The organism is Shinella sumterensis (assembly GCF_004514425.2).
Classification (GTDB): domain Bacteria; phylum Pseudomonadota; class Alphaproteobacteria; order Rhizobiales; family Rhizobiaceae; genus Shinella; species Shinella sumterensis.
Genome location: NZ_MYFN02000003.1, coordinates 368,047 through 389,852 on the forward strand (window position 1 = coordinate 368,047; position 21,806 = coordinate 389,852).

The 21,806-nt window shown below is 66.1% G+C and carries 17 protein-coding genes and 1 riboswitch; of the genes, 9 read left to right on the top strand and 8 right to left on the bottom strand.

Annotated elements, in window-relative coordinates; all coding sequences use genetic code 11:
• Nucleotides 1-5 precede the first annotated feature (5 nt).
• From B5M41_RS08795 to B5M41_RS08805, 3 genes are all read left to right on the top strand, one after another.
• Nucleotides 6-1,067, top strand: a complete 1,062-nt coding sequence (locus tag B5M41_RS08795) for an ABC transporter ATP-binding protein (protein ID WP_134651193.1) — start codon at nucleotides 6-8, stop codon at nucleotides 1,065-1,067.
• A 104-nt stretch (nucleotides 1,068-1,171) separates the two neighbouring features.
• Nucleotides 1,172-1,315: riboswitch (FMN riboswitch) on the top strand.
• 85 nt (nucleotides 1,316-1,400) lie between these two features.
• Complete coding sequence (locus tag B5M41_RS08800) at nucleotides 1,401-1,877, top strand: 6,7-dimethyl-8-ribityllumazine synthase (protein WP_134651195.1); 477 nt, start codon at nucleotides 1,401-1,403, stop codon at nucleotides 1,875-1,877.
• Between the two features lie 317 nt (nucleotides 1,878-2,194).
• Nucleotides 2,195-3,349 carry an ABC transporter substrate-binding protein gene (locus B5M41_RS08805; protein WP_134651197.1) on the top strand — a complete coding sequence of 385 codons (1,155 nt, stop codon included), beginning with the start codon at nucleotides 2,195-2,197 and terminating at the stop codon, nucleotides 3,347-3,349.
• A 13-nt stretch (nucleotides 3,350-3,362) separates the two neighbouring features.
• On the opposite strand, the gene B5M41_RS08810 is transcribed toward B5M41_RS08805, so the two are convergent.
• The 7 genes from B5M41_RS08810 to B5M41_RS08840 form a co-directional block, all read right to left on the bottom strand.
• Nucleotides 3,363-4,076, bottom strand: coding sequence for a L,D-transpeptidase (locus B5M41_RS08810; protein ID WP_134651199.1), 714 nt, complete (start codon nucleotides 4,074-4,076; stop codon nucleotides 3,363-3,365).
• A gap of 153 nt (nucleotides 4,077-4,229) precedes the next feature.
• Entirely contained in the window at nucleotides 4,230-5,255 is a 1,026-nt protein-coding gene (locus B5M41_RS08815; protein ID WP_134651201.1) for a glycoside hydrolase family 25 protein, read from the bottom strand.
• Between the two features lie 205 nt (nucleotides 5,256-5,460).
• The gene (locus B5M41_RS08820) at nucleotides 5,461-7,122 is read right to left on the bottom strand and encodes a urocanate hydratase (protein ID WP_134651203.1); all 1,662 of its coding nucleotides are present in this window, start codon (nucleotides 7,120-7,122) and stop codon (nucleotides 5,461-5,463) included.
• A 45-nt stretch (nucleotides 7,123-7,167) separates the two neighbouring features.
• Nucleotides 7,168-8,265, bottom strand: coding sequence for a DUF917 domain-containing protein (locus B5M41_RS08825; protein ID WP_134651205.1), 1,098 nt, complete (start codon nucleotides 8,263-8,265; stop codon nucleotides 7,168-7,170).
• Nucleotides 8,265-9,533: a Zn-dependent hydrolase gene (locus tag B5M41_RS08830; protein ID WP_134651207.1), complete on the bottom strand. Its 1,269-nt coding sequence runs from the start codon at nucleotides 9,531-9,533 to the stop codon at nucleotides 8,265-8,267. Before B5M41_RS08830 ends, B5M41_RS08825 begins: the two co-directional genes overlap by 1 nt.
• Nucleotides 9,534-9,535: 2 nt before the next feature.
• A complete protein-coding gene (locus tag B5M41_RS08835) occupies nucleotides 9,536-10,912 on the bottom strand; it encodes a dihydroorotase (RefSeq protein WP_134651209.1) in 1,377 nt (458 codons plus the stop codon).
• A gap of 12 nt (nucleotides 10,913-10,924) precedes the next feature.
• Nucleotides 10,925-12,463 (bottom strand): aromatic amino acid lyase, encoded by a 1,539-nt coding sequence (locus B5M41_RS08840; protein WP_134651211.1) that lies wholly within the window; start codon nucleotides 12,461-12,463, stop codon nucleotides 10,925-10,927.
• Nucleotides 12,464-12,630: 167 nt separating this feature from the next.
• Here B5M41_RS08840 and B5M41_RS08845 point away from each other — a divergent pair, with 167 nt between their 5' ends.
• Nucleotides 12,631-13,800 carry a LysR family transcriptional regulator gene (locus B5M41_RS08845; protein WP_134651213.1) on the top strand — a complete coding sequence of 390 codons (1,170 nt, stop codon included), beginning with the start codon at nucleotides 12,631-12,633 and terminating at the stop codon, nucleotides 13,798-13,800.
• Here B5M41_RS08845 and B5M41_RS08850 read toward each other — a convergent pair.
• A complete protein-coding gene (locus tag B5M41_RS08850) occupies nucleotides 13,797-14,771 on the bottom strand; it encodes a GlxA family transcriptional regulator (protein WP_134651243.1) in 975 nt (324 codons plus the stop codon). The genes B5M41_RS08845 and B5M41_RS08850 overlap by 4 nt on opposite strands.
• Nucleotides 14,772-14,885: 114 nt before the next feature.
• Between B5M41_RS08850 and B5M41_RS08855 the strand changes: the two genes are divergently transcribed.
• From B5M41_RS08855 to B5M41_RS08875, 5 genes are all read left to right on the top strand, one after another.
• Entirely contained in the window at nucleotides 14,886-15,800 is a 915-nt protein-coding gene (locus tag B5M41_RS08855) for a beta-keto acid cleavage family enzyme (protein ID WP_134651215.1), read from the top strand.
• Between the two features lie 171 nt (nucleotides 15,801-15,971).
• The gene (locus tag B5M41_RS08860) at nucleotides 15,972-17,462 is read left to right on the top strand and encodes a carnitine 3-dehydrogenase (RefSeq protein ID WP_134651219.1); all 1,491 of its coding nucleotides are present in this window, start codon (nucleotides 15,972-15,974) and stop codon (nucleotides 17,460-17,462) included.
• A 176-nt stretch (nucleotides 17,463-17,638) separates the two neighbouring features.
• Nucleotides 17,639-18,799, top strand: a complete 1,161-nt coding sequence (locus B5M41_RS08865; protein WP_134651221.1) for an acyl-CoA dehydrogenase family protein — start codon at nucleotides 17,639-17,641, stop codon at nucleotides 18,797-18,799.
• A 6-nt stretch (nucleotides 18,800-18,805) separates the two neighbouring features.
• Nucleotides 18,806-20,866, top strand: coding sequence for an acetate--CoA ligase family protein (locus B5M41_RS08870; protein ID WP_134651223.1), 2,061 nt, complete (start codon nucleotides 18,806-18,808; stop codon nucleotides 20,864-20,866).
• The gene (locus tag B5M41_RS08875) at nucleotides 20,863-21,645 is read left to right on the top strand and encodes a carnitinyl-CoA dehydratase (RefSeq protein ID WP_134651225.1); all 783 of its coding nucleotides are present in this window, start codon (nucleotides 20,863-20,865) and stop codon (nucleotides 21,643-21,645) included. The genes B5M41_RS08870 and B5M41_RS08875 overlap by 4 nt, the downstream gene beginning before the upstream one ends.
• Nucleotides 21,646-21,806: the final 161 nt, after the last annotated feature.

The following is a 21,806-nucleotide window of genomic DNA, read 5'->3' on the forward strand; positions in this document are numbered from 1 at the left end:
CCTTTATGAGCTTCCTGACCCTCACCAGCCTCCAGAAGTCCTTCGGCCCCGTTCAGGTCGTCAAGGATTTCAACATGTCCATCGAGAAGGGCGAGTTCATCTCGTTCCTCGGTCCGTCCGGCTGCGGCAAGACCACGGTGCTGCGCATGATCGCCGGCTTCGAGACGCCCTCCGGCGGCACCATCACCATCAACGGCAAGAGCCAGGCAAACCTGCGCCCCAACCAGCGCAACATCGGCATGGTCTTCCAGGCCTATGCGCTCTTCCCGAACATGAACGTCGCCGAAAACGTCGCCTTCGGCCTCAAGGTCGCCGGTCGTCCCAAGGCGGAGATCGACCAGCGCGTCAAGGAAATGCTCGGCCTCATCAAGCTCGACCACCTCGCCGACCGCTACCCCTACCAGATGTCGGGCGGCCAGCAGCAGCGCGTGGCGCTCGCCCGCGCGCTCGCACCGAAGCCGCAGGTCCTTCTGCTCGACGAGCCGCTGTCGGCCCTCGACGCCAAGATCCGCGTATCGCTGCGCGAAGAGATCCGCATGATCCAGCAGCAGCTGGGCATCACCACCGTCTTCGTCACGCACGACCAGGAAGAGGCGCTGTCAATCTCCGACCGCATCGTTGTCATGAACGCCGGCCGCGCCGACCAGATCGGCGCGCCCGCAGACATCTACAACCGCCCCGCCACGCGCTTCGTCGCCAACTTCGTCGGCACGCTGAACCTCATCGAGGCGAAGGTCGTCGATCCCGCCTCCAACCGCGTGTCGATCGGCGACCAGGGCGTCACCCTGCGAGAACCGCTCGGCGACGTGAAGGCGGGTGACACGATCTCGCTGGCGCTGCGCCCCGAGGCCGGATCGATCGCGCCGGATGCCAAGGGCGATACCGCGCTGTCCGGCGAGGTGGTCTCCACCAACTTCCTCGGCTCGGTCATCCGCACCCGCATGAAGGTCGGCGAAAGCATCATCTCCTTCGACATGTTCAACAGCCCGGGCCTCGTGCCCCCGGTGGTGGGCGAGACGGTCACGCTGCGCTTCGTGGCAAGCGACCTGCTCATTATCCGCGACTAGCCGTTCATTCCAGCCTTCCGGCGAAGGTTGGAAAATTCTGTCGTGAAAGTCGCTCTTTGCGTCGCCCGCGGATTTGATCCGCGGGCGTTTGCCCGTTATGGTCCTGATGTTCTCAGGGCGGGGTGAAACTCCCCACCGGCGGTATCCGGAGCGATCCGGGAGCCCGCGAGCGCCTTCCGGTGGAAGGGTCAGCAGATCCGGTGCGATGCCGGAGCCGACGGTCACAGTCCGGATGAAAGAGGGCAAGCAGGACCACCGCCGCGCTGGCGGACAACCTGCATGTTCGCCCAAGGGGACCGTTGAAAAATGGCTCAACCCTTGAAAGGCCTAGACATGAATGCGAATGCCACCCCCTCCTCCCGTATCGCCGTCATCCGCGCCCGCTGGCATGCCGGCATCGTCGATCAGGCGGTCGATTCTTTCGTCGCCGAATGGAAAGCGCTTGGCGGCCGCGCCGAGGATGTCGACGTGATCGACGTGCCGGGCGCGCTTGAAATTCCGCTCCATGCCCAGCTGCTCGCCCGCACCGGCAAATATGCCGCCATTCTCGGCGTCGCGCTCGTCGTCGACGGCGGCATCTACCGCCACGATTTCGTCGCCGGCACCGTGGTGGATGCCATCGTGCGCGTCGGCCTCGATACCAATGTGCCGGTTCTCTCCGCCGTGCTGACGCCGCACAACTTCCAGGAATCGGAAGCGCATATCGCCTTCTTCCGCGATCATTTCGTCATCAAGGGCAAGGAAGCCGCCAACGCCGCGCGCCAGATCATCGACGCCCGCGCGCAGGCCGCTCTCGCCGCCGTCGCTTGAATCGACGCATCAACGACCGGAATCGTCCTGCCAGCGCATGGCGATAACGCGTTGAAATGACAAGAGCAGACCCGGCGTCGGCCGGGTTTGCGATGGTCCCCGAACGCCGCGCGCTGCCGTGCCGGACGATCCCGCCGGCATGCTCGCTGCACCGCACAAGTCCCAATGTGGGGTGCGCGATTTACGGATAAATCACCTCTCCCGGCTTACCATGCGCACGACCGCCTGTTGCGCGGGCTCGTTTCCGGCGGCCACCGGCATGCCCGTCCTTCCGGCCCGTGGCAGCGAGGCCGACTTAACGGCAGGGGAACAGCGCGATGTCGAAGCGGTTCAGCAAACATGACGCGATGGAGGCCGGCGCGCTGACGGACACCTTCATGCGCCTCAAGCGCGGCTCGATCACCCGGCGCCATTTCCTTGAAATCACCGGCCTTGGCCTTGCCGCCGCCGTTCTTGCCCGCCAGCCGGGGTTCTCATCGGCCGCCCATGCGAGCGACGATCTTGGATCGAGCATGTCGATCGCGACATGGCCGAACTATCACGACCCGGCGACGTTCGAGGCCTTCACCGCTGCCACGGGCGTCGCGGTAGAGGTGAACATCTTCGGTTCGAACGAGGAGATGCTGGAGGCGCTTCGAGCCGACAGCGCCCGATGGGACCTGTTCGTGCCGACCAACTACACGATCTCCACCTATGCCCGCCTCGGCCTGATCGAACCGCTCGACCTGCCCCGCCTGCCGAATTTCGATGCAGGCACCCAGAATGCCCGCTTCACCAGCCAGGGCACCGCCGAGGGCAAGGTCTATGCGCTGCCGAAGAACTGGGGCACGACCGGCATCGCCTACAACACGGACAAGGTGAAGGTCACGAGCTGGAAGGAGTTCTTCGCGGCCGCCATGGACGAGGCGGACGGCCGCGCGATCGTGCACGACTACCAGCTCACCGCCATCGGCAACGCCCTCGTCTCGCTCGGCTTCTCCTTCAACTCGGTGAAGCCCGGGGAACTTGCCAAGGCGGAGGAACTGCTGCTTGAGGTCAAGCCGCATCTCTATACCGTCACCAGCGACTATCAGCCCCCCATGCGCGGCACCGATGCCTGGATGATCATGTGCTGGACCAGTGACGGCGCGCAGCTCAATCGCGACGTGCCCGAAATCGCCTTCACCCTCGGTTCGGACGGTGGCGAGATCTGGTCGGATTTCTACGCCATTCCGAAAAATGCACCCAACAAGCCGGCCGGCTACGCGCTGTTGAACTTCCTGATGGACCCGCAGAATGCGGTGCGCGAGCACATCGCCAACGGCACCCCGGCCACCGACAGCCGCGTCGTCGCCCTGCTGCCGGCCGAAATCACCGGCAACAGGATCGTCTATCCGGACGAGGCCGCCCTCACGCCGCTCGAATTCGGCGCCGCCGTCACGCTCACCGATCCGGCCCGCGCCGAGATCATGGCGCGGTTCAAGGCCGCCTGAGCGGCAACCGGCCTCAGACCGAGCCCAGCGGCCCCTGATGCACGACGATGCGCGCGTGATAGGGCACGCGCTTGTAGAGATCGATCACGTCCTGGTTGACCAGCCGCACGCAACCCGACGAGGTCGCCTTGCCGATCGATTTCCATTCCGGCGAGCCGTGCAGGCGGTAGAGCGTGTCCTTCCCGTCCTGGAAGATATAGAGCGCCCGCGCGCCGAGCGGGTTCTTGATACCGGGATCCATGCCGCCGTTCTCGACGGAATACCGGGCAAGGCTCGGCGTGCGCGCGATCATGTCGGCCGGCACCTTCCAGCGCGGCCAGGGCTGGCGCCAATGGATGATGCCCTCGCCCTCCCAGGCAAAGCCGTCGCGGCCGATGCCGACGCCGTAACGCATCGCCGTGCCGCCGGGCTCGACCAGGTAGAGGAAGCGGCCGGGCGTATCCACGACCACGGTGCCCGGTGCTTCGCCGGTCGGATCCTTCACGCGCTGGCGATAGTATTTCGGGTCGATCTCCTTGTAGGGGATCGCGGGAATGAGATGCCCGCCATCCTCGACGGCCGCATAGCGCGCGGCAAGCTCCTCGTCCGTCGCCGGGACGATCGGGTAGCTGACCTTCTGCGGAACGGGCACGTTCTTCACGCCGCCTTGCGTGGTTGCGCACCCCGCCAGCGTCGCTGCAGCCCCCATGAGGAAGGCCCTGCGCGAGAAGACACCGATCTCAGACATTTCTGGAAACAACTCCTGCAAATCCCGTATGGATGCAGGATCGCTAGCCAACGGCGATGCCGGCGGCAAGCGATTGGAAGATCACATCTTCGGGATGCACAGCGTTACCGTCGCCGCCGTTGCCGTGACGACACGGCAGCGGCCGCAAAACGCTCAGGTCGACTGGCCGGCAAGCCAGTTGTGCCAGTCGTTCTCGCTGCCGACGAAGACGTTGAGATCGATCTTGCCGCTCACCCCGTGCGACAGGCCCGAGCCGGAGTACTGCCAGAACAGCCAGCGGCGGTTCGGGTAACGAACCGACGGATGGGCGGCGACCGAGCGCAGCCAGAACGGATATTCCTTCAGCTCGCCCGACAGGTTGTCGGCGTAGAAGTCCGGCGCGGTATAGATGATCGGCCGCTTGCCGTAATGCCGCTCCAGCCGCTCGGCGAAGACGCGGATCTTCTCGACATACTGCGCGCGCGTCAGGCGGCGCTTGCACTTCGATTCACCGTTGTATTCGGCATCGATGACGGGCGGCAGCGCGTCCGGGTCCTTCGGCACGTTGCGGATGAACCAGTCCGCCTGCTCGCTGGCCACGCGGCACCAGTAGAAGAAGTGATAGGCGCCGCGGCGGATGCCCGCCTCCTTGGCGGCGCGCCAGTTGTGACGGAACATCGGGTCGGTGTGGTCACCGCCGTCGGTGGCCTTGATGAAGGCGAAGTTGGCGCCCTGCGTGCGCAGCTTCACCCAGTCGATATCGCCCTGCCAGCGCGAAACGTCGACACCATGGACCTGGTAGTGCTTGGGCGCGCGCTTGCCGAAATTGATCGGCTTGGCGTCCCGGAACTGCTGGCTGTAGATGCGCGAGCGCTTGCCCAACGTCCCGATGGACGGCATCTCGGCCGTTACCGCGCCCTCTTCGGGACGCGCGGTGGGACGCACCGCTTTCTCGGCAACGGCTTCGAAGGCATGGGTTTCCGGCACTGGCCCGGCCCATGCGAGCATTTCGCTGGCACCTTCGGCCTTCACCTTGCCCTGGCCGACCGCCACTTCCGGCACAGGCCCGGTCGCCTTGACCGAACTCGTCGTCTCGCGCGACGGCTTGATGGACAGGACCGTTTCGGGACCTGCGCTCGACGCGCAGCCCGCCAGGGTAACACAGCCAAGGAGGGCCGCCGTAAGGATCGAAAGACGCATAGGCACTCGCACGCAAAACTAACCGGAGCCCGCCCTCTCGCTGCAGGGACGGAATTACTAACGGAAGATTACCGCGAAATGTTAAATGCAACGTTTACAGCTGACTGAGACATTTCAGTCACTTAAGGCGGAATGCCTCGCCTTTTCTGACAATTGTTATTAATCCCTCGAAACAGCCTGAAGGCCGCGAAGCAGACATGCCAAATCATCCCGGCGCGATATGGCCGATGCCCTTCCGCTTGATCTCGTCGAACGACTCGTCATAGCCCGCATCTGCGTAGCGGATCACGCCGAGCGACGTGTCGTTGGTCAGGGCGTGTTCGAGGCGTTCGGCCCCGCCGTCCGTTCCGTCCGCCACCAGCGTCACGCCGCAGCTCGTCATATAGCCGGCATAGCCTCCACCGCCGGAATGCACGACGACGAGATCGGCCATGGACGAGCAGAGCAGCATGGCATCGAGCAACGGCCAGTCGGCGATGGCGTCGGAGCCGTCCTTCATGCGTTCCGTCATGATGTTGGGATGCGCCATGGCGCCGGCATCGAGATGGTCGCGCGAAAAGGCGATCGGCCCCTTCAGCTCGCCCGCGGCGACCAGCGTGTTGACCGCCAAGGCCAGAGCGGTGCGCTCGCCGTGCCCCAGCCAGGCGATGCGCGCCGGCAGACCTTCGAAGGGGATATTCTCGCGCGCAAGGCGGATCCAGTTGGTGACGATCGAATTGTCCGGGAACATCTCCAGCACGAGATCGTCGATACGCGCGATATCGCTCTCCTCGCCCGAGAGCGCCATCCAGCGGAACGGACCGATGGCGCGCGCAAACAGCGGACGCAGATAGGCTTCCGTGAAGATCGGGATGTCGAAGGCATCGGCCACACCGCCTTCCCGCGCCTGCGTGCGGATGAGGTTGCCGTTGTCGAAGACCTCCGAGCCCCTTTTCTGGAATTCCAGCATGGCCGAGACATGCTCGACGATCGAGGCCCGGCTTGCCACCATCAGCTGCCCCTGCCCGTCGTCGCGCAGGCCCTTCACCTGGTCGAGGCTCATGCCCTTCGGCACATAACCGTAGACGAGGTCATGCGCCGAGGTCTGGTCGGTAACGATGTCGGGCACGATGCCGCGCCGCGCGATTTCGGGGTAGACCTCCGCCGCATTGCCGACGAGGCCGATGGAGGTGGCGCGCTTTTCCTTCACCGCCGCATCGATCATGGCGAGCGCCGTATCGAGATCCGGCGCGATATGTTCGAGATAGCCGACCGCCTTGCGTGCCGCCGCCCGTGCCGGGTCGATGTCGACGCAGAGGATGGCGGCCCCGGCCATGCGGCCGGCAAGCGGCTGCGCACCGCCCATGCCGCCAAGCCCGGCCGTCAGGATGAAACGGCCGGCAAGACTGCCGCCGAAGCGCTTTTCGGCAATGCGCATGAAGATTTCATAGGTGCCCTGGATGACGCCCTGGCTGCCGATATACTGCCAGGCGCCGGCCGTCAGCCCACCCCAGCAGATCAGCCCCTTGCGCTGGAGCTCGTAGAACACTTCCGCCTTCGCCCACTGCCCGACGATGTTGCAGTTCGCCATGATGACGAGCGGCGCCTTGGCATGGGTCTTGAGCAGTCCGACCGGCTTGCCGGACTGGATGACCAGCGTCTGGTCCTCCTCCATCTCGCTCAGCGCCTTGACGATGGCTCTGTGCGCCGCCCAGTTGCGCGCCGCCTTGCCGAGCGCGGCATAGACGATGAGATTGTCCGGGTCCTCGCCGACCGACAGCACGTTTTCGAGCAGCCGCAGCAACCCCTCCTGCCGCCAGCCCTTGGCGCGCAGCACGGGGCCCGACGGGATGGGGTAGTTCGGGTGGCGTGGATTCGGCTTCGGCATGGGTGTCTCCTCATATGTTCGTGCGGAGGCTTACCCCCTCTTCTCTCAAACCACCGTCTCCAGCGCATACCGCGCCAGCTCGATCCCCATCGCCTTCTCCACCGAGGGATAGACCGTGGGATCCAGCACGCTCGATGCGAGCGGGATGATCGACTTCGGCACATGCAGCACGAAGACCGTCATGCCGACCTCGAGCTGCCCGACGCTCAGCGGCTCTCCTTCGGGCGACAGCGTGGTGATGACATCGGGGAAGGTCGCAAGCCGTGTCCCGTCGGCGGATTCCACCGCCATGTATTCGTTCATCACATGCAGCACGGAAGCCGTGTCGCCCTTGCCGAGCGTCACCGTGCCGATGTCGAAGGCCTCCTTCGTGTAGACCACGGATTTGTCGGTGATCGTGCCCTCGGTCAGGATCGCGCCGCCCGTCGTCTTCACGATGGCGTCGATGATCGCCGCCCCGCCCCGGCCTTCCGCCGCCAGGATCGCCTCGCCCAGTTTCAGCGCGAGCGAGATGCCGCCGAGCGCCGCGTTCCTGCGGACATAGGACGCCCGCAGCGGGTTGCGGCACGAGGCGATGAAGCCGCCCGACATGTCGGAGGCCGTGCGCAGGATCGGCGAGACCTTCGCGGTGGCGCCGCGCACGACGAGTTCGATATAGCGGTTCTCGTCACGATTGCCGCCAACGGCGGTCTGGATCATCTGCTCGGGCGAGCCGGCCATGCCGATCGAGCCCATGTCGCCGGTCGGATGCGCGCGCATGTCGCCCACGGCATCCAGCACCTTCGTGCCGAGGATGGCAGACGGCAGCCAGCCGTTCAGCGTCGATGACTTGCCGTTCTGCCCCACCATCAGCGCAGCGACCTTCTCGCCGAGCGCGTCCTGAAGCAGCTCCACCGCCTTGACGTAATCGACGCCGCGCATTTCCCACGGCGTGGTCGAGGCCGGCGCGCCGATGGCCGCGGCCGTCGCCACCCAGTCATCGTCGGAGAGTTCGTCGATGGACACCAGTTCCGGCTTGCCGATGGAAACCGCAGCATGGCCCAGCATGCGCCCATGGTCGGCCCAGCCGCCACCGCCGGCGGCATAGACCGAGCCGCCCCGGACAGCCGCCTCGACGTCTTTTTCCTTTAAAATCCGGCCCATTAGGCGTTCTCCTGAATCAGTTTCTCATCCAGCTGAATCACTGCGTTAAAAAGCACCGCCGCGCCGAGCGCGATGTCGTCGATCTCGGCGAATTCCTCCGGCGCGTGGCTGCGCCCGCCGAGGCACGGCACGAAGATCATCGCGGCCCGCGTCACCTTCGCCATGAAGGCCGTGTCGTGTCCCGCGCCGGAGGCCATGCGGCGATGCCCGGCACCGACCGCCTCGCAGGCGGCGTCCAGCACATCGAGCAGCAGCGGGTCGCCGGGTGTCGGCATGTTGTCGGAGAGACGCCGCGGCGCAGCGATGACCGTGCCCGTCTCCCGCGCGATCTGTTCGGCGAGCTGGTCCACGGAGGCGGCGAACACATCCATGGTCGTACGCTCTTCGGCGCGCGCGTCGATCAGCAGGCGCGCCCGCGACGGCACGACATTGGCGGCATTCGGCTCGATGGAAAATTCGCCTACGGTCGCGGTGAAATGGCTTGGCCCTTCGGAGAACGATCTGGCCAGCGCCTCGATGCCCGTCACGAGCCGGGCGGCCGCCGCCAGCGCATCCGCCCGCGCGCCCATCGGCGTCGTGCCGGCATGGTCGGCGCGGCCTTCGACGATGACCTCGATGCGCGTGATCCCGGCAATCGCCGTCACCACGCCGATGTCGAGCTTTTCCCTCTCCAGCACCGGGCCCTGCTCGATATGCAGCTCAAGGAAGGCCGCGATGTCCCGGCGCGCTTCCGCGGTAATGCGCGTGGGATCGCCACCGACATCGCGGATGCCCTGCGCCAGTGTCAGCCCGCCGGTCTCGCGCTCCAGCCAGTCCTCCGGCAGCACGCCGGCCATGCCGCGGCTGCCGATACAGGAAACGCCGAAAACGGAGACTTCCTCGGCAAGGAAATCCACCACCTCCAGGTCGTGGTCGAGTTCGATGCCCTGATCGGCCAGCGCGCGCGCCACTTCCAGCGCCACCGCGACGCCGGCGATGCCGTCATAGCGTCCGCCATCCGGCACCGTGTCGGAATGCGAGCCGAGCATGATGGTGCCGCGACCGGGCGCGCGGCCCGGCCGGCGGCCGACGAGATTGCCCGCCGCGTCGATCCGCGTTTCGAGCCCCGCGGCGCGGAACGCGCCTTCGAGAAAATCCCGCCCTGCCGGGAACAGAGCGGTAAAGGCACGCCGCGTATAGGGCCGTCCCGGATCGGTGAGCCGGGCAAGCCCGTCGATCACATCAGCGATGCGCGCGGGATCGACCGGCAGATTGGTTGAACGGGCCATCGTCAGCTTCCCGTGGAAACGAGCGTCGGCAGCGGCCGAACGAAAGCGCCGGTGCCGGGTTCGGCGAGCACCTTCGTGCCGTCGAAGGCGAGTTTCCCGCGCAGATAGGTGCCCGAGACCCGCCACGGCAGGCGGATGCCGTTATAGGGCGACCACCCCACGACATTGTTGCCGCTCGCGGCCGCATCATAGGTATAGGGCTCCGGCGTCAGCACCGTGATGTCGGCGTCCTTGCCGGCTTCCAGCGCCCCCTTTGCATGGTCGAGGCGGAAGTGCCGGGCCGGGTTCAGCGCCATCAGTTCGGCGGCGCGCGTCAGCGGTATGCCGCGCTCCAGCGCGCCCTTGACGAAGAGCGGCACCATGACCTCCAGCCCCGGCACGCCGGAGGCATTGGCCAGCATGTCCGGGTTGGTCTTGCGGTCCTCCGACCAGCTGACATGATCCGTCGACACCAGCGTGACATTGCCTTCCGCGACATGCCTCCAGAGCTTTTCCACCTCGGCGCGCGGGCGGATCGGCGGGTTGATCTTCGCCTTGCCGCCGAGCCGGGCCACGTCGTTCTCTTCATCGAGCGTCAGATAGTGGATGCAGCACTCGATGGTCGCGCGAAAACCCTGCGCACGATAGGCGCTAGCGATCTCGTAACCGCGGCCGAGCGAGCAATGCACGACATGCGCCGGGCACCCGGTCTGCGCGCCCGTCTCGTAGATCTGGTTGGAGGCGAGCAGTTCCGTCAGCGGCGGACGCGACAGGCCATGCGCACGGTAATCCGTGATGCCCGCCGCCTTGACCTTCGCGATGGCCGCCCGCACCGCCTCGTCGTCCTCGTTGTGTACGCCGGCCGTCAGTCCCGTCGGAGCGATGGCGCGGAAGCAGTCTTCGAGCAGCGCGGCGGGAATGCGCGGAAAACGCTTCGGATCCGTGCCGAAGGTCGAGAACTTGAAGGCCGCGACACCCGCCTCGACCATCTCTTCAATGCGGGCCGGCCCCTCCTCGGGATCGACGGTGCCATAGAGCGCGAAATCGACGCGCGCCTGCGGCGATGCATGATCGACCTTGATCTTCACCGCTTCGGCCGAGCAGACGAGGTTGCCCTCGTCATAGGGCATGTCGACGATGGTGGTGACGCCGCCGGCCGCCGCCGAACGCGTCGACCAGATGAAATCCTCCTGGTCTTTCTGCGAGAGCGAATGGACCTGCGCATCGATGGCGCCGGGCAGGATCAGCGCGCCCGAGAGGTCGTGCCGCTCTTTCGCCGCCGGCATGGCGCCCTGTCCCACATGCACCACCTTGCCGTCGCGGACCGCGACATGGCCGCCGTCGACGATGCGGTCCGCCAGGACGACGGTGCCTTTCACAACGAGATCGAAATCGGCCATGTCGTGTCTCCGTCAGGCTTTGAGGGCGAAGAAGGTGTCGAAATCCGCCATGGGTGCCATGTCCAGGAAGGCGGAAAGCGCATCCGGGCAGGCGAGATCGCGGTCGAGCGCCTCGATCTCGGCGGAAAGCGGCCGGTCCTTGCGGTAGAACGGGCTGATGGCGCGTGTGCGCTGATAGGCGATGGCGGCCACGCCCTCGACATTGTCGCCCGCAAGATCCACCGCCTGTGCCGACAGCATGGCTTCGAGCGCGGCAAGCTGGCGAAGGTCGCGCACCTGGCTTTCCATGCGCTCGACGATCAGCGGCAGGAAGGTCGCCTCCTCCTCCAGCCCGCCCGCCACGACGATGGATTGCGCGGAGATCGGCACCGCCAGCGACTGGATGCGCATGTAGAGCTCGACGGCGAGCTTCAGCAGCGGCCCGAAGCCCGTCGCCGCCTCGCCGGGCGCCACGAGATTGACCGGCAGGTTGCGGCGCACGCCGTTGGCGAGCAGCACGCAGCGGTTCAGCACGTTGCGGGCAAGATGCGCAAAACCCGTCTGCGCCGCTTCCACATAGAGCGTGGTGGAGAGCGGCAGCGAGCCGCCCGATGCCATGATCACGCCGTCGATGACGACGGGGTTGTCATCCGACTGGGCGGTCGCCTCGACGATGCGCTCGGCGGCGTTCATCAGCGTATCGAGGCAGGCGCCGAAGACCTGCGCGGTCATGCGCAGGCTGAGCGGATCGTGGATCGCCGATGGCTTCGGCCAGTGGCCGGAGGCGGCCTGCGCCTCGAACCAGCGGCCGGCCATCGCCTCGCCATGGGCCGAAAGGCGCGCGGCGACCCGCCACGGATCGGCGGATGCGCCGAGCGCCAGCGACGAGAGAACGCCTGTCACCATGAGGTTGCGGATCGCCTTGGCCGCCTCGCGCACCACGTCGGCGGCGGCGGCATGCGAGATGGCGTTGACACTCAGCGCCGCCAGCGCATCGCGCGGCTGCATGTGATGGGGCTTCAATCCGGCCCGTTTCAGCGCCTCGGAGGCCGGCAGGCGCTCGCCGCGATACCAGGCCTCGCCCTCGCCCGTCAGCACGGCGGCGATCTGGCCCATCAGGCCGATATCGGCGCAGCCCATGGACCCGTGCCGGCGCACCACCGGCACGACATCCTTTTCGAGCAGCGCCAGGAACGCGTCGATCAGCTCCGGGCTGCACCCGGAATAGCCGCCGAGCGCCGTGTTCACCCGGATCGCCATCGCCTTGCGCACGATCGGCAGCGTGAAGGGCTCGCCCGTGCCGAAATGATGCGCCCTGACGAGGCTGTTGTTGAACTCGACGAGGTCGTCCGCCGTCCACAGCTTGTCCTTCATCGAGCCGACGCCGGTATTGGCGCCGTAGATCGGCAGGCCGGTGGCGAGCCGGTCGGTCACGACATGCCGCGCGGTCGCGACCCGGCCCATGCCCATCTCGCAAGCCACCGATGGCCGGGCCGCCCGGCCGATCGCCTCCAACGTGGCGAAATCGAGCGGCTGGCCGGTGAGATAGAGCGTATCGGCGGAAGCGAGCATGTCCCCAAGCCTGTATCGAAAGCAGCGTCGGAAAAGCCGCACGGCCTTTCCTGGAATGGCAGAAAACTACGCGAGGGATGTTAAGCGCAACAGGGCGCAAACAGATATCCCAAAATCCGCACGGTCTATGATATAAACCGAACATCATCCTGCAAAGGAAGCGCCCCGTGGATCTGGCCACCCTCAGCCTCGTGCATGACATACTGGAACAGCGTGGCATCCGCAGGGCAGCCGCCCGCGCCGGCCGTCCGGCCTCCAGCGCGAGCGCCGCGCTGCGCCGCGTCGAGGCAGCGCTCTCGGTGCCGCTGGTGCGTCGCGACGGGCAGGCGCTGGTGCCGACGCTGGAGGCGGAGAACCGCCTGCCGCATTTTGCCGAGATCGCCCGCGCCGCCGCAGAACTTTTGTCCCTCGGGCAGGGAACTCCGGGCCGGCACGCCATTCCGCTGGCGTCGCTCACCCGCTTCGCCGCCGCGGCCAAGGCCGGCAGCATCAATGCCGCCGCCAGAAGCCACGGCCTCGGCCAGCCGCAGCTCACCCGCCAGCTCGCGCATCTGGAAAAGGCCGTCGGCTGCACGCTGCTCGACCGTTCGGCCAAGGGCATCGGCTGCACGCCCGAGGGCCTTGAAGCGCTTGCGCTTGCCGAGCGCATCACGGCCGCCTGGGAAACGCTGGCCGCCGCATCGACGGAACGCTTCCGGCGCAGCGCCGCCACCTGGCGGCTCGGCGCCATCATCCCCTTCGGCCATGAAAGCGAAATCGCCGGCATGCTGGCGCGGCTGGCGGTCGAGTGGCGCGCCGCCCGCCCGCGCCAGCCGCTCTTCCTGTCCTCGACGACGGCCGACGAACTCATTTCCGGCCTCAAGAACCGCCGTTTCGACCTGGTCCTGCTCGATACCGACCGCTATCCGGCGGAGTTCGACGGCTGCCTGATCGACCAGTCGCCGCTCGCCCTCGCCGCCCCTCGCGATCTGAGGGAACACGACGGCCAGGATCTCGCGGCCCTTCTGCGGCGCCATCCGATTGCCGTGCCGAGCCCGCGCAGCGGCCTGCGCCAGATGACGGATCATTTTCTGGAGGCCACGCTCACGCCGGCCGAGCGGGCGCGCCTGACGCTGGTGGAGGTGGATTCCATTCCCGTCATCATCAACCTCGTCTTGAAACACGGCCACCTGTCGATCCTGCCGGAAAACTCGCTGGCCAATATCCGTCCGCCGCCGGTGCTGCTGCCGCTTGGCCCGGCCTACCGCCAATCGCTCAGTCTCGTCTGGCCGCGCGACACGCTGTCCCGCCAGGCGGCGGAAACGGTGATCCCCATCCTGTCGCGGCGCGCCCCTTAAACCTTCACGCCCGCCCGCAACCGCCGCCGCGTCTCCGTCGGGCTTTCGTGATAGTGCGCGCGGTAGCTGCGCGAGAAGGCGGAGGACGAGTTGAACCCGGTGAGCGCCGCGATATCGGCGAACTCCGCCTTGGTCTCGATGACCTTGCGCCGGGCCGCGTTGAGCCGCAGCGCCAGATAGTGCTGGTGCGGCGCCACGCCCATCGATTCCTGAAACAGGTCCTGCAGGTGCCGCGCGCTGATGCCGACGCGCCTGGCCAGCCGCGCCAGCGTCAGCGGCGCATCCACCGTCTCCTCCATCAGCCGCACGGCCTGGCTGACGCGCTGGTCGGCGACCCGCATGTTGCCGAGCGCCGGCACCTGCAAGAGGCCGCCCGTGCGCTCATGCTCGTAGATGAAGAGCCGCGAGACCTCCAGCGCCAGCGAATAGCCCTGCCGTCGGCGGATGATCTCCAGCATCAGGTCGAGCGTCGGCAGCGAGCCGCCGGAGGTGATGCGCTTGCCGTCGATGACATAGCGCTCCCGCATCACGGCGATCTGCGGATAGCGCGAGGCGAATTCCTCCATGTCCTCCCAGTGAACGGTTACGGAAGAGCCGTCGAGCAGGCTCGCCTCCGCCAGAAGCCAGCTGCCCGATTCGATGCCCGCCATCATCGTCCTGTAGCGCGCGGTCTGTGAAAGCTGGCGTCGCAACAGGGGCGTCGCACTCATCTGCCATTGATAGCTCGACAGCACGAAGAGCGGCGCCGTCTCCCTTTCCGGCCGGAACACGCCGTCGACGGGAACGGGAATGCGGCTGCGCGTCTCGATGGGCTGGCCATCCGGCGAGAACATCCGCCAGCGGTAAAGCGCCTGGCCGGAAATGCGGTTGGCCGCGCGCAGGGGTTCGATGACCGAGGCGACGAGGATGAGGTTCGTCTCGGGCAGGATGAGAAGATCGATGTCGAGCGTATCGGAGGAGAGGTCGAGCATGGCGCAAGCATGCAAATGCGCCTCCTAAATTGTCAAGGATGGATCTGAAAAGTGAAAGCATTGCGCCTTCTCTTGGCTCGTAATGGCCTTAACGAGAATACTGGGAGAACAAGAATGCCTCTTGCGATGAACCGCGACGTCTTCATTACCTGCGCCGTCACCGGCTCCGGCGATACCGCCGGCAAGTCGCCGCACGTGCCGCGCTCACCCAAGCAGATCGCCGAATCCGCGATCGATGCCGCCAAGGCGGGCGCCGCCGTCGTGCACTGCCATGTGCGTGACCCTGAAACCGGCGCGCCCAGCCGCCGCAACGATCTCTACCGCGAAGTGACCGAGCGCATCCGCGATGCCGAGGTCGACGTGGTGCTGAACCTCACCGCCGGCATGGGCGGCGACATGATCTTCGGCGGCACCGAGCAGCCCCTGCCGCTCAACCCCGCCGGCACCGACATGGTGGGGGCCACCGAGCGCGTGTCCCACGTCGCCGAATGCCTGCCGGAAATCTGCACGCTCGATTGCGGCACCATGAACTTCTCGCTCGGCGACTACGTGATGACCAACACGCCGTCGATGCTGCGCGCCATGGGCAAGATGATGACCGATCTCGGTGTGCGGCCGGAAATCGAAGCCTTCGACACCGGCCATCTCTGGTTCGCCAAGCAGCTCGTCGAGGAAGGCGTCATCGAGGATCCGGTCCTCATCCAGCTCTGCATGGGCATTCCGTGGGGCGCGCCTGACGATCTCAACACCTTCATGGCGATGGTCAACAACGTGCCGTCCAACTGGACCTTCTCGGCCTTCTCCATCGGCCGCAACGCCATGGCCTATCCGGCCGCGGCCGTGCTTGCCGGCGGCAATGTCCGCGTCGGCCTGGAAGACAACCTCTACGTCGCCAAGGGCCAGCTCGCCACCAATGCACAGCTCGTCGAAAAGGCCGTCACCATCGTCGAAAGCATGGGTGCGCGCATTATCGGCCCGGCCGAAGTGCGCGAGAAGCTGAAACTGACGAAGCGCGCGCCGCGCGGTTGACGGGAACGGCAGCGCCAGCCCCCTCATCCGCCCTTCGGGCACCATCTCCCCGAGGGGAGAAGGGAGGGAGGATACGGCGTTGCCACATCCCCTTCTCCCCGCCGGGGAGAAGGTGCCGGCAGGCGGATGAGGGGGTAGCCACCCCGCAGACAAACACGAGGGAACGACAGCATGAGCACCATCCACAAGGCCGCCTGCATCGGCGGCGGCGTCATCGGCGGGGCCTGGGTCGCGCGTTTCGCGCTGGCCGGCATCGACGTGAAGATTTTCGATCCGCACCCGGAAGCCGAACGCATCATCGGCGAAGTCATGGCCAATGCCGAGCGCGCCTATGGCATGCTCACCATGGCGCCGCTGCCGCCGAAGGGAAAGGTCACCTTCGCCAGGAGCATTGAAGAAGCCGTCGAAGGCGCTGACTGGATTCAGGAAAGCGTGCCCGAGCGCCTGGAGCTGAAGCGCGGCGTGCTGAACCAGATCGATGCGACCGCCGACCCCAAGGCGCTGATCGGCTCCTCCACGTCGGGCCTCATGCCGACCGACCTGCAGCGCGACATGAAGCATCCCGAGCGCCTGTTCGTGGCGCATCCCTACAACCCCGTCTATCTCCTGCCGCTCGCCGAACTCGTCGGCGGCCAGAAGACATCGCGCGCGGTGCTGGAAGACGCCAAGGCCAAGCTCGCGCCGATCGGCATGAAGGGCGTCATCATCAACAAGGAGATCGAGGCCTTCGTCGGCGACCGTCTGCTGGAAGCCGTCTGGCGCGAGGGCCTCTGGCTCATCAAGGACGACATCTGCGACACCGAGACGCTCGACGACGTGATCCGCTACTCGTTCGGCATGCGCTGGGCGCAGATGGGCATGTTCGAGACCTATCGCATCGCCGGCGGCGAAGCCGGCATGCGCCACTTCCTCGCCCAGTTCGGTCCCTGCCTGTCCTGGCCGTGGACGAAGCTCACCGATGTCGTCGACCTCAACGACGAACTGGTCGAGAAGATCGCCAACCAGTCGGACGCCCAGTCCGGCGCGCGCGGCATCCGTGAGCTGGAACGCATCCGCGACCAGAACCTCGTCGGCATCATGCATGCGCTGAAGGCCGGCGACGACGGCAAGGGCTGGGGTTCGGGCAAGCTGCTCGCCGAATTCGAGGCGCATCTGTGGGCCAAGGCCGGCAAGGCCAAGGTCGAGGTCTCCGCAGCCGAACCGCTGCGCCTGCTCGACACCAAGGTCAACGCCGCCTGGGTCGATTACAACGGCCACATGACCGAGCATCGCTATCTCCAGCTGTTCGGCGACACCTCGGATGCGTTGCTTCGTCTCATCGGCGTGGACTTCGATTATGTCGAGGCCGGCCACAGCTACTACACGGTGGAAACCCACATCCGCCATCTCGGCGAAGGCAAGCTCGGCCAGGCGCTCTATACGACGCTCCAGCTTCTCGCGTCCGACGCCAAGCGCCTGCACTTCTTCACCCGCATCCATGACGCGGCGACCGGCGACGTCATCGCCACCGCCGAGCAGATGATGGTCCATGTCGACTCGAAGGCCGGCAAGAGCGTCGAGGCGCCGGCCGAGGTGCTGGCGAAGATCAAGCCGATCGCCGACGCCCACGCGACGCTCCCGGTGCCGGAAGGTGCCGGCCGGAGTGTCGGGCAGAAAAAATGAACGATGCCGGCCGCCCCCTCATCAGCCCTTCGGGCACCTTCTCCCCGTCGGGGAGAAGGAGGGGAAATACAGTCCCGCGACATCTCCTTCTCCCCAACGGGGAGAAGGTGCCGGCAGACGGATGAGGGGGCTGCGACCGGGCAGACAAAAACATTCTCTGAGGGGAGAACACAGCCATGAACTTCGCACTCACCGACGAACAGCAGATGATCGTGGACACGGTCCGCCTGTTTGTGGAAACGGAAATCTATCCGTATGAAAACGAGGTCGAGCGTACCGGCCATGTCCCGCCGGAGCTCGGCCGGGAGATCGCACGCAAGTGCAAGGAAATCGGCTTCTTCGGCTGCAACTTCCCCGAAGAGGTCGGCGGCGCGGGTCTCGATCATACGTCCTTCACGCTGGTCGAGCGCGAGCTTGGCCGCGGCTCCATGGCGCTCACCGTCTTCTTCGGCCGCCCCTCCGGCATCCTGATGGCCTGCGAAGGCGAGCAGCGCGAGAAATACCTGCTGCCGGCCGTCAGCGGCGAGAAGTTCGACGCACTCGCCATGACCGAGCCCGATGCTGGCTCGGATGTGCGCGGCATGAAGTGCTTCGCCCGCAAGGACGGCGACGACTGGGTCGTCAACGGCACCAAGCACTTCATCAGCCATGCCAACATCGCCGATTTCGTCATCGTCTTCATCGCGACGGGCGAAGAGGACACGCCGCGCGGCAAGAAGAAGCTGATCACGTGCTTCCTCGTCGACCGCGGCACGCCGGGCTTCGAGATCCGCGACGGTTACAATTCGGTCTCGCACCGCGGCTACAAGAACTGCATCCTGAATTTCGACGAATGCCGCCTGCCCTCCTCCCAGATCCTCGGCGAGGTACACAAGGGCTTCGACATCGCCAACGACTGGCTCTACGCGACGCGCCTGACGGTCGCCGCGACCTCCGTCGGCCGCGCCCGCCGCGCCTTCGACTACGCGCTCAACTATGCCGCCGAGCGCAAGCAGTTCGGCAAGCCGATCGGCGCGAACCAGGGCGTGTCCTTCAAGCTCGCCGACATGATCACCGAAATCGACGCCGCCGACCTGCTGACGCTCAGCGCCGCCTGGCGGCTCGACCAGGGCCTGCCGTCGAACCGCGAGATCGCCTCGGCCAAGGTCTATGCCACCGAAATGCTCGCCCGCGTCACCGACGAGGCGATCCAGATCTTCGGCGGCATGGGCCTGATGGACGACCTGCCGCTCGCCCGCTTCTGGCGCGATGCGCGCGTGGAACGCATCTGGGACGGCACCTCGGAAATCCAGCGCCACATCATCAGCCGCGACCTGCTGCGGCCACTGGGAGCGTAGCCACAGATGACCCGTTCCCTCGACCGTCTGATCCGGCCCAAATCCATCGCCGTCTTCGGCGGCAAGGAGGCGCGGCGGGTCATCTTCCAGTGCGACAAGATGGGCTTTTCCGGCGAGATCTGGCCGGTGCACCCGCGCGAGGACGAGATCCTCGGCCGTAAATGCTACCGCTCGGTCGCCGAGTTGCCCGGCGCGCCGGATGCGTCCTTCGTCGGCGTCAACCGCGAGCTGACCATCGGCATCATCCGTGACCTCGCCGCGCGCGGTGCCGGCGGCGCGGTCTGCTACGCCTCCGGTTTCCGCGAGGCCGTCAGCGAACTCGCCGATGGCGACGACCTGCAGAAGGCGCTGGTGGACGCAGCCGGCGACATGCCGATCCTCGGGCCGAACTGCTACGGCTTCATCAACATGCTCGACGGCGCCCTGCTCTGGCCGGATCAGCACGGCATGCTGCGCATCGAAAAGGGCGTGGCCGTCCTCACCCAGTCCTCCAACATCGCCTGCAACATTTCGATGCAGCAGCGCGGCCTGCCGCTCGCCTATATCCTGACGGCCGGCAACCAGGCGCAGACCGGCCTCGCCGATCTCGCCTGCGCCGTGCTGGAAGACCCGCGCGTCACCGCCGTCGGCCTGCATATCGAAGGCTTCGACAGCCTCGAGTCCCTGGAGCGCCTCGCCGTCCGCTCCCGCGAGTTGAAGAAGCCCGTCGTGACGCTGAAGGTCGGCAAGTCGGAGCAGGCGCAGCTTGCGACCGTCTCGCACACCGCATCGCTGGCCGGCAACGACGCCGTTTCCTCCGCCCTGCTCGCCCGCCTCGGCATCGGCCGGGTCGAGACGCTGCCGGAGCTTCTGGAAACGCTGAAGCTGCTGCACGTCGCCGGCCCCCTTCCCAACCACGACATCTCCTCCATGTCCTGCTCGGGCGGCGAGGCCTCGCTGATGGCGGATGCCGGAGTAAAGCGCAAGGTGAACTACCGCGCGCTCAGGGATTTCCAGCGCCAGCCGCTGCGCGAGACGCTCGGCCAGATGGTGACGATCTCCAACCCGCTCGACTACCACACCTTCGTCTGGGGCAACCGCGAGAAGCAGACAGCCGCCTTCACCACCATGATGCAGGGCGGCTACGCCCTGAACCTCGTCGTGCTCGATTTCCCTCGCCTCGATCGCTGCGATGCCGAGGACTGGACGACCACCTGCCACGCCGTCATCGATGCATCGAAGGCGACGGGGGCCAATGCCGGCATCGTCGCCTCCATGGGCGAGAACATGCCGGAGGCGACCGCCGAAATGCTGATGCGGAACGGCGTCGTTCCCTTCTACGGCATCGAGGAGGCGCTTGCCGCCGCCGATGCCGCCGCCGGTATCGGCGAGGCCTGGTCCAGGCCGCAATCGGCCCCGCTGCTCAAGAGCGCCGCCGGGGAAGGCGAAGCCATCACGCTCACCGAACACGAGGCCAAACAGGCGCTCGCCGCCCATGGCCTGACCGTACCGAAGGGCCTGACCGCCCAAACGCCGCAAGCCGCCGCCGACGCGGCCGAAAGGCTCGGCTTTCCCGTCGTGCTCAAGGGGCTCGGCGTGGCGCACAAGACGGAGGCCGGCGCGGTGAAGCTCAACCTGCAAAGCGGCGAGGCCGTCATGCAGGCTGCGGAAGCCATGGCCGGCGTCGCCTCCGGTTTCCTGGTGGAAAAGATGGTCGGCAAGCCGGTCGCCGAACTCATCATCGGCGCCATGCGCGATCCCGTCGCGGGGCCGGTCCTCACCATCGGGGCCGGCGGCATCCTCGTCGAACTCATCGAGGATTCGGCCATCCTGACCCTGCCGACCGACGAGAAGGCGATCCGGGAATCCATCGATCGCCTCAAGATTGCAAGACTGTTGAACGGCTATCGCGGCGGACCGAAGGGGGATTTCGACGCCCTCGTGGCCGCCGTCGCATCAGCGGCATCCTATGTCGTTTCAAACGCTTCAATAATCGAAGAACTGGACGTTAATCCCATAATGGTGCTGCCTGCCGGCGACGGTGTCGTCGCAGCCGACGCACTGATCCGTCTGAGGGAGAACCCATGACCGGACCGATACTGCAACGCCGCGAAGGCGGCATCCTGGAAGTGACCATCGATCGCCCCAAAGCGAACGCCATCGACCTTGCGACCAGCCGCATCATGGGCGAAATCTTCGCGAATTTCCGCGATGACGACAGCCTGCGCGTCGCCATCATCACCGGTGCGGGAGAGAAATTCTTCTGTCCGGGATGGGATTTGAAGGCCGCCGCCGCCGGCGATGCCGTCGATGGCGATTACGGCATCGGCGGATTCGGCGGCATGCAGGAGCTGCGCGACCTCAACAAGCCGATCATCTGCGCGGTGAACGGCATCTGCTGTGGCGGCGGGCTGGAAATCGCACTTTCCACAGATTTGATCCTCGCCGCCGAGCATGCCACCTTCGCGCTGCCGGAAATCCGCTCCGGAACGGTAGCCGATGCCGCCTCCATCAAGCTGCCCAAGCGCATCCCCTACCACATCGCCATGGACATGCTCCTGACCGGTCGCTGGCTCGATGTGCAGGAAGCGCACCGGTGGGGGTTCGTCAACGAGGTGCTGCCCGCCGACACGCTGATGGACCGGGCCTGGGAGCTCGCCCGCCTGCTCGAAAGCGGCCCGCCGCTCGTCTACGCCGCCATCAAGGAAGTGGTGCGCGCCGCCGAGGGTGAAACCTTCCAGACGACGATGAACAGGATCACCCGTCGGCAGTTCAAGACGGTCGATATTCTCTATTCCAGCGAGGACCAGCTCGAGGGCGCGCGCGCCTTTGCCGAGAAACGCGACCCCGTCTGGAAGGGACGATGAGAAAACCGGTGGCCGGCCCTGATCGGGGCGGCCACGTTCATAAGCATAAACACTTGAAAAGAATTAAGAAATTTTTCATGCCCACCATGCATCAGGCATCGAAATTCGCAGAAGGAGGATCCGCTTCGCGGTAACGACGACAGGTTTTCGCAAAACCGGTG

Coding starts and splice junctions, on each gene's coding strand:
- B5M41_RS08860 (WP_134651219.1), top strand. CDS start 15,972: ATGAGCACCATCCACAAGGCCGCCTGCATCGGCGGCGGCGTCATCGGC.
- B5M41_RS08835 (WP_134651209.1), bottom strand. CDS start 10,912: ATGGCCGATTTCGATCTCGTTGTGAAAGGCACCGTCGTCCTGGCGGAC.
- B5M41_RS08865 (WP_134651221.1), top strand. CDS start 17,639: ATGAACTTCGCACTCACCGACGAACAGCAGATGATCGTGGACACGGTC.
- B5M41_RS08855 (WP_134651215.1), top strand. CDS start 14,886: ATGCCTCTTGCGATGAACCGCGACGTCTTCATTACCTGCGCCGTCACC.
- B5M41_RS08850 (WP_134651243.1), bottom strand. CDS start 14,771: ATGCTCGACCTCTCCTCCGATACGCTCGACATCGATCTTCTCATCCTG.
- B5M41_RS08815 (WP_134651201.1), bottom strand. CDS start 5,255: ATGCGTCTTTCGATCCTTACGGCGGCCCTCCTTGGCTGTGTTACCCTG.
- B5M41_RS08795 (WP_134651193.1), top strand. CDS start 6: ATGAGCTTCCTGACCCTCACCAGCCTCCAGAAGTCCTTCGGCCCCGTT.
- B5M41_RS08810 (WP_134651199.1), bottom strand. CDS start 4,076: ATGTCTGAGATCGGTGTCTTCTCGCGCAGGGCCTTCCTCATGGGGGCT.
- B5M41_RS08840 (WP_134651211.1), bottom strand. CDS start 12,463: ATGCTCGCTTCCGCCGATACGCTCTATCTCACCGGCCAGCCGCTCGAT.
- B5M41_RS08870 (WP_134651223.1), top strand. CDS start 18,806: ATGACCCGTTCCCTCGACCGTCTGATCCGGCCCAAATCCATCGCCGTC.
- B5M41_RS08805 (WP_134651197.1), top strand. CDS start 2,195: ATGTCGAAGCGGTTCAGCAAACATGACGCGATGGAGGCCGGCGCGCTG.
- B5M41_RS08825 (WP_134651205.1), bottom strand. CDS start 8,265: ATGGGCCGGATTTTAAAGGAAAAAGACGTCGAGGCGGCTGTCCGGGGC.
- B5M41_RS08830 (WP_134651207.1), bottom strand. CDS start 9,533: ATGGCCCGTTCAACCAATCTGCCGGTCGATCCCGCGCGCATCGCTGAT.
- B5M41_RS08875 (WP_134651225.1), top strand. CDS start 20,863: ATGACCGGACCGATACTGCAACGCCGCGAAGGCGGCATCCTGGAAGTG.
- B5M41_RS08820 (WP_134651203.1), bottom strand. CDS start 7,122: ATGCCGAAGCCGAATCCACGCCACCCGAACTACCCCATCCCGTCGGGC.
- B5M41_RS08800 (WP_134651195.1), top strand. CDS start 1,401: ATGAATGCGAATGCCACCCCCTCCTCCCGTATCGCCGTCATCCGCGCC.